This window comes from Streptomyces sp. W16 (assembly GCF_033194735.1).
Classification (GTDB): domain Bacteria; phylum Actinomycetota; class Actinomycetes; order Streptomycetales; family Streptomycetaceae; genus Streptomyces.
The window spans coordinates 1-14292 of sequence record NZ_JAWOAI010000250.1 but is presented as its reverse complement, the minus strand read 5'-3'; the positions used below and the strand labels follow the sequence as shown (position 1 = coordinate 14292).

15 protein-coding genes are annotated in these 14292 nt (G+C 69.7%); 7 read left to right on the top strand and 8 right to left on the bottom strand.

Annotated elements, in window-relative coordinates:
• Nucleotides 1-196: SDR family NAD(P)-dependent oxidoreductase (locus R6V09_RS29200; RefSeq protein ID WP_317884439.1), on the bottom strand; the 196-nt coding region annotated here is incomplete at its 3' end.
• Nucleotides 197-252: 56 nt separating this feature from the next.
• Nucleotides 253-648 carry a carboxymuconolactone decarboxylase family protein gene (locus tag R6V09_RS29195; RefSeq protein ID WP_317884438.1) on the bottom strand — a complete coding sequence of 132 codons (396 nt, stop codon included), beginning with the start codon at nt 646-648 and terminating at the stop codon, nt 253-255.
• A 227-nt stretch (nt 649-875) separates the two neighbouring features.
• Between R6V09_RS29195 and R6V09_RS29190 the strand changes: the two genes are divergently transcribed.
• Complete coding sequence (locus R6V09_RS29190; protein ID WP_317884437.1) at nt 876-2504, top strand: flavin-containing monooxygenase; 1629 nt, start codon at nt 876-878, stop codon at nt 2502-2504.
• A gap of 63 nt (nt 2505-2567) precedes the next feature.
• Here R6V09_RS29190 and R6V09_RS29185 read toward each other — a convergent pair whose 3' ends face one another.
• A complete protein-coding gene (locus tag R6V09_RS29185; protein ID WP_317884436.1) occupies nt 2568-2966 on the bottom strand; it encodes a nuclear transport factor 2 family protein in 399 nt (132 codons plus the stop codon).
• Nucleotides 2967-3024: 58 nt separating this feature from the next.
• Entirely contained in the window at nt 3025-3423 is a 399-nt protein-coding gene (locus R6V09_RS29180) for a YybH family protein (protein WP_317884435.1), read from the bottom strand.
• Between the two features lie 155 nt (nt 3424-3578).
• Between R6V09_RS29180 and R6V09_RS29175 the strand changes: the two genes are divergently transcribed.
• Entirely contained in the window at nt 3579-4625 is a 1047-nt protein-coding gene (locus tag R6V09_RS29175; protein ID WP_317884434.1) for a cyclase family protein, read from the top strand.
• Between the two features lie 62 nt (nt 4626-4687).
• Here R6V09_RS29175 and R6V09_RS29170 read toward each other — a convergent pair whose 3' ends face one another.
• A complete protein-coding gene (locus R6V09_RS29170) occupies nt 4688-6670 on the bottom strand; it encodes an alpha-ketoacid dehydrogenase subunit alpha/beta (RefSeq protein ID WP_317884433.1) in 1983 nt (660 codons plus the stop codon).
• Between the two features lie 141 nt (nt 6671-6811).
• Here R6V09_RS29170 and R6V09_RS29165 point away from each other — a divergent pair, with 141 nt between their 5' ends.
• Entirely contained in the window at nt 6812-7519 is a 708-nt protein-coding gene (locus R6V09_RS29165) for a TetR/AcrR family transcriptional regulator (RefSeq protein ID WP_317884432.1), read from the top strand.
• A 43-nt stretch (nt 7520-7562) separates the two neighbouring features.
• Here the strand turns inward: R6V09_RS29165 and R6V09_RS29160 are convergent, their stop codons facing one another.
• The 3 genes from R6V09_RS29160 to R6V09_RS29150 all read right to left on the bottom strand — a co-directional run bounded on the left by R6V09_RS29160 (nt 7563) and on the right by R6V09_RS29150 (nt 10630).
• Nucleotides 7563-8717: an acyl-CoA dehydrogenase family protein gene (locus R6V09_RS29160; protein WP_317884431.1), complete on the bottom strand. Its 1155-nt coding sequence runs from the start codon at nt 8715-8717 to the stop codon at nt 7563-7565.
• A 1-nt stretch (nt 8718) separates the two neighbouring features.
• Nucleotides 8719-9777, bottom strand: a complete 1059-nt coding sequence (locus tag R6V09_RS29155; protein WP_317884430.1) for a 2,3-butanediol dehydrogenase — start codon at nt 9775-9777, stop codon at nt 8719-8721.
• Nucleotides 9778-9850: 73 nt separating this feature from the next.
• Nucleotides 9851-10630, bottom strand: a complete 780-nt coding sequence (locus R6V09_RS29150; protein WP_317884429.1) for an enoyl-CoA hydratase/isomerase family protein — start codon at nt 10628-10630, stop codon at nt 9851-9853.
• Between the two features lie 174 nt (nt 10631-10804).
• On the opposite strand from R6V09_RS29150, the gene R6V09_RS29145 reads away from it, so the two are divergent.
• The 4 genes from R6V09_RS29145 to R6V09_RS29130 all read left to right on the top strand — a co-directional run.
• Entirely contained in the window at nt 10805-12340 is a 1536-nt protein-coding gene (locus R6V09_RS29145) for an acyl-CoA synthetase (protein ID WP_317884428.1), read from the top strand.
• Between the two features lie 3 nt (nt 12341-12343).
• Complete coding sequence (locus tag R6V09_RS29140; protein ID WP_317884427.1) at nt 12344-13132, top strand: SDR family NAD(P)-dependent oxidoreductase; 789 nt, start codon at nt 12344-12346, stop codon at nt 13130-13132.
• A gap of 209 nt (nt 13133-13341) precedes the next feature.
• Nucleotides 13342-13617: a hypothetical protein gene (locus R6V09_RS29135; protein WP_317884426.1), complete on the top strand. Its 276-nt coding sequence runs from the start codon at nt 13342-13344 to the stop codon at nt 13615-13617.
• A partial coding sequence (locus R6V09_RS29130; RefSeq protein WP_317884425.1) for a TOMM precursor leader peptide-binding protein occupies nt 13614-14292 on the top strand: 679 nt, incomplete at its 3' end. The genes R6V09_RS29135 and R6V09_RS29130, both read left to right, overlap by 4 nt.

The window sequence follows — 14292 nt, the reverse complement described above, 5'->3', positions numbered from 1 at the left end:
CGACGCTCTTCCGATCTGAGACGGCGACAGCCCTGCCGCCCGACTCCTGGATGGCCGCCGCGGTCTTCTCGGCGCCCTCGGTGTCGAGGTCCCACACCGCGACCGCGGCTCCCCTGGCCGCGAGCACCTTCGCGATCGCCCGGCCGATGCCGCGACCGCCGCCGGTGACGACCGCGACCTTTCCCTGCAGTGACATGTGTGCTCCCTTGCGTTCGTGCGCGGCGTTCGGAGAACCGGACACCGGTCGTTCGGCTATTCGCCCAGGGCCTCGCGGGCCGCGGCGCGGGCCGCCACGGCCCGGGGGAAGCCGGTGTACCCGGCGGCGTGGTAGAGGACTTCGGCCAGTTCGTCCCTGGTCACCCCGTTGTTCAGGGCGACCCGGACATGGGTCTTCAGCTCGGTCTCGGCGCCGAGCGCGATCAGGATGCCGAGGGTGACCAGACTGCGGTCGCGCGGGGCCAGACCCTCGCGGCCCCACAGCGCGCCCCACACGGTGCTCAGGCCGATCTCGACGAGGTCCTCGCCGAGCCTGCCGTCGCGCATGTCGAGATCACCCTCCGCGGGGACCACCCCGGGCAGCGCGGCACGAAGGGCTTTCAGGCCCGCGACGCGCAGATCGGTTGTTTCCTCGGCGTCTTCGGCGCTCATGCGCGACTCCCGGTGCAGGCGATTGCATTCGTCCCGAACGAAAGTTAGATCAAACGGTCGGTACAATCAATGCCTGTCGCGGATGTGGCTGGTCCAAGCTCTCTCCGTCGTCGCCATTGATCGGGCCAATCCCCTCATCTACTCTCGGTCTGAATATTCGACCGACTGGTCGAACTATCAAACCAGGCTCATGTGGGAGCCGCGGCCCCAGTCACCATGGAGCGCAAATGAGCGAATCTTCGAAGCCGGCGGTCCAGGACCGGGTCGACGTCCTGGTCATCGGGGCGGGCGTCACCGGCATCTACCAGCTGTACACCGCCCGCGAGGCGGGCTTCTCGGTGCGGCTCCTCGAAGCGGGCGCCGGTGTGGGCGGCACCTGGTACTGGAACCGCTACCCCGAGGCGCGCTTTGACTCCGAGAGCTACACCTACGGCTACCTGTTCTCGAAGGAGCTGTGGCAGGAGTGGGAGTGGTCGGAGCGGTTCGCGGGTCAGCCCGAGATCGAGCGCTACTTCAACCACGTCGTCGACCGCTTCGACCTGCGGCGCGACATCCGCACCGGCGTCAAGGTGACCTCGGCCGTCTTCGACGAGCCCTCCGGGACCTGGACCGTGCGCGGCAGCGACGGCACCGAGGTCCGGGCCCGCTACGTCGTCGCCGCCACCGGCAACCTCTCGGTGCCGTTCATCCCCGGCATCCCCGGACGCGAGGACTTCCGCGGCGAGCAGCACCACACCGCGCGCTGGCCGAAGACGCCCGTCGACTTCACCGGCAAGCGGGTCGCCCAGATCGGCACCGGCTCCAGCGGTGTCCAGATCATCTCCGCGATCGCCGACGACGTAACACAGTTGACGGTGTATCAGAAGGACGCCGACTGGCTCACCCCGCTCAACAACGCGCCCATCACGCCCGAGGAACAGGCGGAGTTGAAGGCCGACTTCGAGTCCATCCGCGATACGCTGAACACCTCGCCGAGCGGCTTCCTGCACCAGATCGTCATGCGCTCCGGCCTCGACGACAGCCCGGAGGACCGCCAGGCTTTCTACGAGGAGCGGTGGAACGGCCCGGGCTTCACCAAGCTCACCGAGCATTACATGGACATGCTGTCGAACGAGACCGTGAACGCGGAGTGGTGCGCGTTCATGGCCGACAAGATCCGCAGCATCGTCAAGGACCCCGAAACGGCGGACAAGTTGATCCCGAAGGGCCATGGCTACGGCGGCCGGCGACCCCCCTTCGGCACCGGCTACTACGAGACGTACAACAAGCCGAACGTCTCCCTCGTCGACATCAACACGACGCCGATCACCCGCATCGCCGAGGACGGCATCGAAACCGCCGACGGTGTCGAGGAGTTCGACATCATCATCTGGGCCACCGGCTACGACTTCGGCACCGGCGCCCTCAACAGGCTTGGCGTACAAGGCCGTCGGGGCCTCCCGCTGATGGAGTACTGGTCGGACGGCCCGCGCACCTACCTCGGCGTCGCGACGGCCGGCTTCCCCAACTTCTTCTTCCCCGGCGGCCCGCACGGCGCCACCGGCAACAACCCGCGCTACGCCGGCGACCAGGTCGAGATCATCACCGACGCCCTCGTCCACACCCGGGACAGCGGCCACGACGTCATCGAGGTCACCGAGGCCGCCGAGGAGGAGTGGACGGACAGCATGAACAACAGCACGATGTCCTCCTTCCTGGAGAGCAGCTATTTCTACGGCGGCAACATCCCCGGCAAGCCGGTCAAGCAGCTGCTCAACCCGACGGGCCGGTGGGCGCTCCAGGAGGCCATCAACGCCGTCAGGCAGAACGGCTTTCCGGCCTTCGTCCTCTCCAAGGCCGAGCACCCGGACGCCTGAACGCCCGGACGCCCGGGCCGCCCTGGACGTGGGCGGCCCGGGCGTCCGGGTCTCCGCCGAGGTCTACTCCGCGAAGGTCGTGACCCGGTGCTGGAACAGCCATGCGCCGTCGTGCCGGCGCAGGACGTCGTCGTAGCGCCCGACCAGCTGTACGGTCCAGCCCGCCTCGCCGCGCGCGAAGAACGCCAGGTCGCTGATGGCGGTCGCCTCGTCCTCGGTCGCGGAGGTGACGACGGTGTTGGCGATCAGGTGCAACTGCGGTGCCTGGGGCGTGAATCCGCCGAAGCCCTGCCGTATCGCCTCCCGGCCCTCGAACTTGGCCATGCCGACGATCTCGGCGACGCCGTCGGGGGTGTACAGGTCGGCGATCTCGTCGGCCCGTCCGGCGTCCAGGGCTTGCGCGTAGGCGGCGATGGCGGTCTGGACGGCCGCCGTGACGGACGCGTCGATCGATGTGGTCATCTCACTCCAAGGTCGGGGTCGCGGTCGTGAAGGTCAACAGGCCTGCCGGTGGCGGCCGTTACGCCTGGTACGTGGTCTTCCTGCGGTGCAGCAGCCAGCTGCCGTCCTGGCGGCGCAGGGTGTCGTCGTAGTGCCCGACCACGCCGATCGCCCAGCCCGTCTCGCCGCGCTGGAGGAAGGCCACGTCGCTCAGGGCGCGGGCCTCGTCCTCGCCCGTGGACGTCACGACGGTGTTGGTCACCAGGTGGAGCTGCGGCCGGGTGGGCTCCCATCCCTTGAAGGCCGAGTGGATCGCGTCGTGGCCCTCGACCGGGTCCATGCCCGGCAGTTCGAGGACGCCGTCGGGCGTGTACAGCGCGACGAGGTCGTCGGTGCGGCCGGCGTCCTGGGCCTGGGTGTGCGCGCCGAGTACGGCCCGTACGCCCGCCACGACCCACGCCTGTGTGGATTCGCTCATTTTTCGCTCCAAGGTCGGGTGTTTCGACCAGTCAGTCTATTGATGAGCCAAAGATAAAGGGAGGGGGTGTCTCGGATTCGTTGACCGATCGGTACAATCACAAATAGCATGCGGGTGGCCGGTCGACGGGGACTGCCGCCGAAGGAGGCGTGATCATGACGAAGCGTTGGAAGCAGCGTCCGCCGGGCTCCACGTGGGGCGATTGGGGCGAGGACGACGAACTGGGCCGGATCAACCTCCTCACCCCCGAGAAGGTCCTCCAGGGGGTCCGCGAGGTCGAGGCCGGGGTCAGTTTCAGCCTGAGCCTGCCGCTCGACCATCCGGGTGGTACCGCGCTGAACCAGCGGCGTTATCCGCCGATCCTCAGGCCCACCGAGGACCTGGCCCACAAGCAGGACGTCTTCTACAACGTCGTCGCGAGCGAGCAGATCGACCCCTCGCTGATCGACGTGTGGTCCGACGACGTGGTCACCCTCTGGCTGCAGTACTCCACCCAGTGGGACTCCCTCGCCCACCAGGGCGCCGAGTTCGACGCGGACGGCGACGGGGTGGCCGAGCCGGTCTACTACAACGGGTTCCGTCCCGGGGAGCACCTCGTGGGACCGGAGGAGGACGCCAAGGGCGACGGCAGCGGGAGCCTGAGCTTCGCGCGCAACCTCGGTCTGGAGAAGATGGCGGAGCACGGGGTCCAGGGGCGCGGTGTCCTCATCGACATCGCCCACCACCTCGGCACGGGCTACCAGCCGGTCGGTTTCAAGCAGTTGCAGGACATCATGGCCGCGGACAACGTGGTCGTGGAGCCCGGCGACATGGTCCTCCTGCACACCGGCTTCGCCACCCAGATCCTCGCCTGGGAGAAGAACCCGGACCCGGTGGCCATCCACCGGACCGCCGCCTATCTCGACGCGGACGACCCGGAGATCCTCGACTGGATCACCAACTCGCAGCTCTCGGCGCTGATTTCGGACAACTACGCGGTCGAGGGCGTAGGCGTCACCAAGGCCGAGGGCCCGCACACGCTGCTGCCGATCCACCACCTGTGCCTGTTCAAACTCGGCGTCCCGCTGGGCGAGTTGTGGTACCTGCACGACCTCGCGGCCTGGCTGCGGGAGCACAACCGCAGCCGCTTCCTGCTCACCGCGCCCCCGCTCAACCTGCCGGGCACACAGGGCAGTCCGCTGACGCCGGTCGCGACCGTCTGACAGTTCGCGTGCCATGGGAAGGGCCCCGGGATCTCGTCCCGGGGCCCTTCCCACGCGCCTCGTCACACCGCCGCGATCCTCCGCACCGTGTCCGCGATCGTGTCCCGCGACGGCAGCCAGACCCGCTCCAACGAGGGTGCGTACGGCGCCGGGACGGACGGCGGGGCCACGCGGGTGACCGGGGCGTCCAGGTGCCAGAAGCCCTCGTCGACGGCCATCGCGGAGAGTTCGGCGCCGACGCCGAAGTCGCGTACCGCCTCGTGCGCGATGACCAGGCGGTTGGTCCTGGCGAGGGAGGCGAGGACGGTCTCGCGGTCCAGCGGGGCGATGGTGCGCAGGTCGATCACCTCGACGCTGATGCCCTCGACGGCGAGCAACTCGGCTGCGGCCAGGGCGTCCTGGACCATCCGCGACCAGGAGACGAGGGTGATGTCGGTGCCCTCGCGGATCACCTTCGCCTTGCCGAGGGGGACGAGGTGGTCGGCCGGGGGCTTGAGGCCCTTGAGGCCGTACTGGAGCCGGTTCTCCACGAAGACCACCGGGTTCGGGTCCTGGATCGCGGCGCGCAACAGGCCGTAGGTGTCAGCCGGGTTGGAGGGCATGACGACCGTGAGTCCGGGGATGTGCGCGAGCAGCGCCTCCAGGCTCTGCGAGTGCTGGCTGCCCGAGGAGCGGCCGGCGCCGAACTGGGTGCGCACGACGAGTGGCATGGAGGCCCGGCCGCCGGTCATGAAGCGGAGTTTGGCGGCCTGGTTGAGGAGCATGTCGAGGCAGACGCCGATGAAGTCCATGTACATGATCTCGACCACCGGCTTCATGCCGGCCATAGCCGCCCCCACCGCCGTACCGACGATCGCGCTCTCGCTGATCGGTGTGTCCCGCACCCGGCCGGGAAACGCCTGGGCGAGTCCGCGGGTGAGTCCGAAGACGTTGCCGCCCGCGCCGACGTCGATGCCGGCCACGAACACGCGTGGATCGGCGATCAGTTCATGCTCAAGAGCCAGTCGTACGGCGTCCATGGACCGGAAGATCTCGGCGTCGGCCGGGAGCGGCGCGGGCTCGGGGATCGGGAGGCGGGGGGCCGAGACGTAGTCGTGCAGGGTCTCCGGGGCCGGTTCCGGCAGGCTCCTCGCCCACTCGATCGCCGCCTCCATCTCCTTGTCGATCTCCTCGTCCACAGCGTCGGCAGCCGCCGCGTCCAACCGGCGGCGGGCCACCAGCAGCGGGTCGCGTTCTTTGGCGGCGGCGACCTCCTCGGCGGGGCGGTAGCGCTCGGGGTCGCCCTCGTAGTGGCCGTGCCAGCGGTACGTCTCGGCCTCGACCAGGACCGGGCCGCCGCCCGCGCGCAGCCGGGCGACCACCCCTGTCATGGTCTGCGCCACCGCCAACACGTCGTTGCCGTCGACGTGTTCGTAGCCGATGCCGTACCCGGCGGCACGCGCGGAGAGCGGGGCGCGGTGCTGCTCGGAGGCGGGGGAGAACTCGGAGTAGTGGTTGTTCTCGCAGAGGAAGACGACCGGCAGATCCCATACGGCGGCCAGGTTCACGGCCTCGTGGAACATGCCCTGGGCCACCGCCCCGTCCCCGAAGAACGCCACCACCACATCACCGGCCGCCCGCAGTTTCGCGGCGGTCGCGACCCCGGCGGCGATCGGGAGGCCCGCGCCGACGATGCCGTTCGCGCCGTAGATCCCGAGACCGGGGTCCGCGATGTGCATCGAGCCGCCGCGGCCGTGGCAGGTGCCCGCGTCCTTGCCCATCAGCTCGGCCATCATCGACGCCGAGTCCAGGCCCTTGGCCAGGACGTGGCCGTGGCCGCGGTGGGTGGAGGTGATGCCGTCGCGCTCGCCCAGCGGCCAGCAGGCGCCGACGGCGCTCGCCTCCTGGCCGATCGACAGATGCAGGAAGCCCGGGATCTCCGTCGCCTTGTACAGGTCGGACGCCCGCTCCTCGAAGCGCCGGATGCGGCGCATCCGCCGGTACATCTCCAGGAGCCCGCCGGTCTGTGCCGTACCGGTGCCGATGTGGTGCGATGCCTGAGTCATACGGTCCTCGCTTTAATGTACCGTTTGGTCTAGCAAACTAGAGCGACGTCCCCGGATCCGCTTCCCCCGGGCGTGCCGTGACGCGGCGCCCGTGCGGACCCGGGACAGCACGCACGTCGTCACAGCCAGGGGAGAGAACACATGCCACGACCGCCGGGTCATGGGCCGGGTTTCGAAGTCAGACGCCAGAAGATCATCGACACCGCGGCGTCCCTGTTCGCGCAACAGGGCTACGCGGCGACCTCCATCAACGACCTGGGCCGCGCGGTCGGGCTCGCCAAGGGAGCCCTTTACTACTACATCGGCTCCAAGGAGAACCTGCTCATCGAGATCCAGTCGCGGGTGCTCGGCCCGCTGCTGGCCCGTGCCAAGGAGATCGCGGCCCTCGACGAGGTGCCGCTGCTGCGGCTGCGCCTGCTGTCCGAGTCGCTGCTCACGATCATCTTCCGCAGGCTCGACCACATCTGGGTCTACGAGCACGACTACCGCAGCCTCAGCGGCAAGGAGCTGGAGATCGTGCTGCGGCAGCGCTCCGACTTCGAGCAGCTGATCACCGGCCTGCTCACGGAGGCCGTCGAGGAGGGGACCTTCCGCGCGGTCGAACCGCACCTGGCCACCCTCCAGTTCCTCAACCTGCACAACCACACCTACCAGTGGGTGCGGCCGGAAGGCAGCTGGGACGCCGCGTTCCTGTCGGGCGAGTACTGCTCGACCCTGTTCCGCGGTTTCGCCGCGTCCGTCGGCGACCTGCCGGACGTGGAGGCGCTGGCCGCCGAGTTCAAGCGGGCCCGGCCCGAACTGCCCCTCGATCCCGAGGCGTTGTGGGAATCGGTGTCCGTCGCGAGCTGACCGGACCCGCGGTGTGCTAAGGCACACCGCGGATCCCGCCCCGTCACGCGCCGTTGACCAGGGCCCTGGCGATGACATTGCGCTGGATCTCGTTGGTGCCCTCGCCGATCTCCAGGATCTTGGCGTCGGCGTAGAAACGGGAGATCTCCGACTCGCGTACGTACCCGTAGCCGCCGTGGATCTGAAGTGCCTGCGAGGCGGCCCGGTTGGCGACCTCGGAGGCGTACAGCTTGGCCATCGCGGCCTCCGTGCTGTGCGGGCGGCCCCGGTCGGCGAGCCACGCGGCGCGGTAGACCATCCAGCGGGCCGCCTGGTACTCCGTGCCGATGTCGGCGATCTTGTGCGCGACCGCCTGGAAGTCCGAGAGCGGACGCCCGAACTGGTGCCGTTCCTTTGCGTGTTTGACCGCGAGGGCCAGCGCCGCCTTGGCCAGCGAGAGCCCCAGCGCCGCCACACTGATCCGGCCGCCGTCGAGCACGGACAGGAACTGCCGAAGGCCGTTGCCCTCCTCGCCGATCAGATGGTCGTCGGAGACCCGGCAGTCGGTGAACACCAACTCCCTTGTGTCCATGGCGTGCCAGCCCAGCTTCTTCAGCTTGGCGCCGACCGTGTAACCGGGCGTGCCCGTCGGCACGTAGAAGGTCGCGTACCCCTTCCGCCCGTCCGCGCCCTTGCCGGTCGTGGCCAGCAGGGTGACGCCCTGGCTGATGTCGGTGCCCGCGTTGGTGATGAACATCTTGGTGCCGTTGATCACCCAACCGCCGTCCGCCCGGCGGGCGGTGGTCGCGATACCGGCGGCGTCGGAGCCGGCCTCCGGCTCGGTCAGCCCGAACGCGCCGATCGCCTCGCCCTTCGCCAGCGGGGTCAGCCAGCGCCGCTTCTGCTCCTCGGTGCCGTACGCGAGCAACGGCAGCGTGCCGATCGTCGAGTGCGCGTTCCACGAGGAGGCCACCGACTGGTCGGCGGCGCCGAGTTCCTCCATCACCGCGACATAGGTGACCGTGTCCGAGCCCGCCCCGCCGTACTCCTCCGGCACCAGCATGCCCATCAGGCCGAGTTCGCCCAGCTTGGTGAAGATCTTGGTGGGGAAGATCTCGTTCTCGGACCACTCGGCCGCATGGGGCGTGATCTCGTTGGCCGCGAACTCGCGGACCATGTCCTGCAGGGCGAGGGTCTCCGCGGGCAGGTCGAAGTCCATGTCACAGTCCCTTCGGGGTCAGCAGCACCTTCAGGTGCCGGGCCCGGTCGGCGGCCAGCTCCTCGAAGACACCGGCTCCTCCCGAGAGCGGAAAACGGCCGGTGATCAGGGCGGAGGCATCCAGACGTCCGGTGCTCATCAGATCGATCACGCGCGGGATGTCGAAGTTGTAGCCGAGCGTGCCGACCACCGACCGCTCGTAGAAGACGAGTTGGCCCATGTCGAACTCGACGCTGCCATGCCCGATCCCGGCCAGCACGACCCGTCCGCCGCGCCGGACGATCGACACGGCCTGGCCCGCGAGCGCGGGCACACCGGTCGCGTCGATGACGACGTCCGGGCCGATCCGCCCGGTCCGTACGAACACCTCACGCCGTACGTCCGTTTCGCGCGGGTCGAAGGCCTCAGTGACGCCGATGCCGAGCAGCATCTCGCGGCGGCCGGCGAGGGGTTCGCTCACGAACAGGCCTGCGGCGCCCGCGATTTGGGCGGCCAGCACCACGGCCACGCCGATCGGGCCGCCGCCGACCACGAGGACGTTGTCGCCCGGCTTGACGCCGGCCCGGGTCACGGCGTGCAGGCCGACCGCCAACGGCTCTGCCACGGCGGCGAGTTCGTCGCTGACGTTGTCCGGGAGGCGGGTCAGGCCGGCCAGCGGGACGGTGACGCGTTCCGCGAAGGCGCCGGGGGAGGCGAGGCCGACCGAGCCGCTCCTGGGGCAGATGTGGTACTCGCCGCGTGTGCACCAGAAGCAGGTGCCGCAGTGCCAGACGGGGTCTGCGGTTACTCGGTCTCCGATGGTGATGCCCGGTGCGTCCGCTCCCAACGCGACTACTGTGCCGCTTAGTTCGTGGCCCAGAGTGAGGGGTGGCTTGGTGCCGGTGAGGGGGTGCGGGCCCTCTCGGATCATGTGGGGGCCTTCTAGGTACTCGTGCAGGTCTGTTCCGCATACGCCGCACCACGACACTTCTACGACTGCCTCGTGGGGGGCTGGGTCCGGTGGTTCGGGTACCTCTTCGAGACGTAGGTCCTGTGCACCGTGCCAGACGAGTGCCTCCATGTTTTGTCCACCCCTTTCGTGTCGATTTTTGGCTGCTGGCCGGTGGGGGCTGGTCGCGCAGTTCCCCGCGCCCCTAGGTGGGGTCGCTGAACCTTGCTTTGCCAGGACCGGAGTTCAGGAATGAGTGGAGGCCCGTCGCGGCGTCCTCGGTCGCGAACACCCCTGTGAACAGGGCGCGTTCCAGTGCCAGGCCGGCCGACATGCTCGCGTCTGTGCCGTGGTCGACTGCCTCTTTGATGGCCTCCAGGGCTGCCGGTGGGCCCTCGGACAGTTGGTGGGCGTAGGTCAGGGCGGCCTGTAAGGCGGTGCCGGTGGGGACGACTTCGTCGACCAGGCCCAGTCGTAGCGCCTCCTCCGCCTTCACTCTGCGGCCCGTCATCAGGAGGTTCTTCGCGCGGGACGGGCCGATCAGGCGGGACAGGCGCTGGGTGCCGCCCGAGCCCGGCATGATGCCGAGTTGGACCTCCGGCTGGGCGAAGACCGCGTCCTCTGCCGCCACCCGGTAGTCGGCGGCCAGGGCGAGTTCCATGCCGCCGCCCAGGGCGTAGCCGGTGACCGCCGCGATCACCGGCATGGGCAGGTGGGCGACCTCGTCGAAGGTGCGCTGCAACGCGCGGTTCCAGCCGCGTATCTCCTCCGGGCCCATCGCGGCCAGGGCCTTGATGTCGGCGCCGGCGGCGAAGAGCCGTTCGCCGCCGTGGAGGACCACGGCCCGTACGGCGGGGGAGTCGGCCAGCTCGCGTACGCGGGCGGCCAGTTCCTGTCTCTGGAGAGAGTCGAAGGCGTTCAGCGGCGGGTTGTCGAGGCGGAGCGTGACGACCGGTCCGTCGGTGTCGAGCCGGATGCGTGGCACGAAGACCCCTCCTCGTCGGCGAAGCGACTTCGCGTGTGCGCGAACGGTTGTCGTCGCGGACGCTCCGTCGTAAAGTGCGGCTCCCAGGTTTTATAGACCAATGGGTACACTAAATCTTGAGAGCGGGCAACCGACCGGTCGGGACATTTTCGGCCGCCGAGCGAGAGAGTCGCCGTGCACAATTTCGCGAGCATCCTCGATTACCACCTGGCGCAGCGGCCCGAGGCCGTCGTCGTCGTCCAGGACGGGCGTTCTCTGACAGTCCGCCAACTGCACGAGCGCGTGAACCAGTTGGCGGCCGGCCTGGCCGAACTCGGTGTCCGGCGCGGCGATGTCGTAGGTCTGCTGCTGTACAACCGGCCGGAGTTCCTGGAGCTGGTGTATGCCACCAACCGGCTCGGCGCGGTCTTCCTGCCGCTCAACTACCGCCTCTCGGAAGAGGAGTGGCAGTACATCCTGGGGCACGCCCGGGCCAAGACGATCGTCACCGAGCCGGAGTTCGTCCGGGCGGTGGAGCGCAGTGCCGGGTGTCTGACGGATCTGGCGCACCGGGTCCTGATCGGCGGGGACGAGCTGCCCGAGGAGCCGTGGACCGGCTACGAGGAGTTGCTCGCCCGGCACAAGGGGGAGCGGGTGGAGCCCGTGGACGTCGAACTCGACGATCTCCAGCGGCTCATGTACACCTCCGGCACGACCTCACGGCCCAAGGGCGTCCGCATCACCTACGGAAACCTTGAGGCCAAGAACCTCGCCCACATCGTCCACTTCGGTCTCACGGCGGCGGACACCACGCTGGTCTGCGGCCCGCTCTACCACGTGGGCGGTCTGGACATGCCGGCTCTCGGGGTGCTGCACGCGGGCGGCAGTGTCGTGCTCCAGCGGAAGTTCGACCCCCATGGCGTCCTGGACGCCATCGAGAAGCACCGGGTCACCAATGTGTGGCTGGCGCCCGCCATGGTCAACGCGGTCCTGGAGGTGCCCGATCGGGAGGAGTACGACACCAGCTCGGTCCGCTTCGTCCTCGGCGGCGGGGAGAAGACCCCCGAACCGGTGCTGCGGCGCATCATGACCGCCTTCCCCAACGCCTGGTTCGCCGACGCCTACGGCCTGACCGAGACCGTCTCCGGCGACACCTTCCTCGACCGCGAACACGCGCTGTCCAAGCTGGGCTCGGTCGGGCGGCCCGTGCCGTACACGCGCGTGCGGATCGTCGACGACACGGGCGTCGAGGTTCCCGCCGGTGAACCGGGCGAGATCACGCTGCGCGGGCCGAAGGTCTTCGCCGGGTACTGGCGGGACGAGAAGGCCACGGCGGCGGCGCTCCGGGACGGCTGGTTCCACACCGGCGACATCGGGCACGTCGACGAGGACGGCTTCCTCTACATCGACGACCGGAAGAAGGACATGATCGTCTCGGGCGGCGAGAACATCGCCACGCCCGAGGTGGAGCGCGTGCTGTACGAGCACCCGGCAGTGCTGGAGGCCGCCGTGGTCGGGCTCGGCCATCCCCGGTGGGGTGAAGTCCCGCGCGCCTTCGTGGTGTTCAGGCCCGGCGAGCACGCCGGCGCGGAGGAACTGCGGGAGTTCTGCCGGGCCAGGCTCGCGAAGTTCAAGGTGCCGGCCCGCTTCGACATCGTCGACGAGCTGCCCCGCACCCCGTCCGGCAAGGTCCTCAAGCGGACCCTGCGCGACATCCCCGCGGAGGGCTGAGTCATGACCGACGTGAGTGGCATGAACGACGTGAATGCCCAACTCCGGCTCGACGGGCGGACGGTGTGGGTGACGGGCGCGGGGAAGGGGCTGGGGCGGGCGATCGCGGTCGCGCTGTCCCAGGCGGGCGCCACCGTGGCGGCAACGGCCCGTACCACCGCGGATCTTGAGAGTCTGGAGGCCGAACTCGCCGCGCACGGCGGCAAGGTGCTGGTGCTGCCCGGATCCGTCGCCGACTCCGCCGCCGTACGGGCTGTCGTCGAGCGCGTCACCGACGACACCGGCCGCCTCGACGCGCTCGTCAACTGTGCGGGTACGAGCCCCCACTTCACCCGCAGCGAGCGCGTCACCGACGAGGACTGGCAGCAGGTCCTCGACGTCAATCTCCAGGGCACGTTCTACTGCTGCCGCGAGGCGGGCAAGGTGATGCTGGAGCAGGGCTCGGGCTCGATCGTCAACGTCTCCTCGGTGCACGCCCGTACCGGCTTCGAGCGGATCGCCGCCTACGCGGCCAGCAAGGGCGGGGTCGAGGCGCTGACCAAGGCCCTCGCCGTCGAGTGGGCCGACCGCGGGGTGCGGGTCAACGCCCTCGCGCCCGGCTACTTCCACACCGACCTCAGCTCCGGCCTGCTGGCCAGTCGCTGGGGTGAACGCATCGTCGACAGCACGCCGTTGGGCCGCGTCGGCGAGGCGGAGGAACTCGGCGGGGCCGCCGTCTTCCTCGCCTCGGACGCGTCGCGCTTCGTCACCGGCACCACGCTCACGGTGGACGGAGGGTGGACCGCGCGCTAGCCCTCGCACCGGGCGGGTGGGCGACGTGGTGGGCCCCGCACCAGGCGCGTGGTCCTCGTGTGACGGGCTCGGGGCAATCATGAAATCTTCATGCCTGAGTAGTGAAGGCGGCACTGTCCGCGATCGCGGACCTCTTCGCATGATTCTCTCCAGCGGACGCGCACAGGCCGTCCGCCGGAGCGAACCGATGAAGCGAAGGGAACGCGATCATGGAGAACGTCACCCCCGCAGCGAACATCTTTGAGGTCGACCCGTACGGCGACCTGGTCCGGCTCGGACTCCTGCCCGGCACCATCACGCCCCGGCCGGCCCGGCGCACCGAGCCGGCCGCCCGCCTGGACATCGAGGAACTCGACGTGTTCGACGGCACGCGCCCCATGACCGCCGGACTCTGCGTCCGCAGCGTGCCGGAGGCCTCGGCCGGGCTGTGCGTCCGCAGCATCCCCAGCGAACCCGCCGCTCTCGTCGGGCAGTTCATAGCGTGACCGGCACGGGGGGACGGGAGCCGCGGGTCGGCTTCAAGAGGCACCTGAGGGCCGAGGTGGTCCCGGGGGAGGCCGCCTATCTGATGTCGGCGCGAGGCGTCACCGTGCTGCGGGGAGCGCACGCCGAGACGCTGGCGCCCCTGCTCGACGGGACCCGGACGCTGTCCGGGATCCTGTCGGAGGCATCGCGCTCCATCCCCCTGCCGCAGGCCGAGGACGCCATCAGGCGCCTCGCCGAGGCGGGCCTCGTCCGGGTGCAGGGACCCCCCGACACCGCGGAGGCCTACTGGGACCTGGCCGGACTCGACGGATCGCGGGCCGCCGCGGAGGTGGCCGCGACCGCGGTACGGGTGCGCTGCCTGGACGGCGTCGATCCCGACGAGGTCGCCGAGGTGTGCGAGGACTCGGGGCTGCGCGTGAGCGAAGACTCCGCAGCGCTCACCCTGGTGGTCTGCGGCGACTACCTCGACCCGGCCCTTCTCGACCTCGACGCCGCCCAACGGGCCGACGGGTGGCCCTGGTTGCTGGCAAAGCCCGGCGGCTTCGAACCCTGGGTCGGTCCCGTCTTCCGTCCCGACGGCGGCCCCTGCTGGAACTGCCTCGCCCACCGGCTGCGCGGCCACCGCCGCTCGGAGCGGCCCGTGCAGCGGGCGTTGGGTCTCGCCGGGCCCGTAC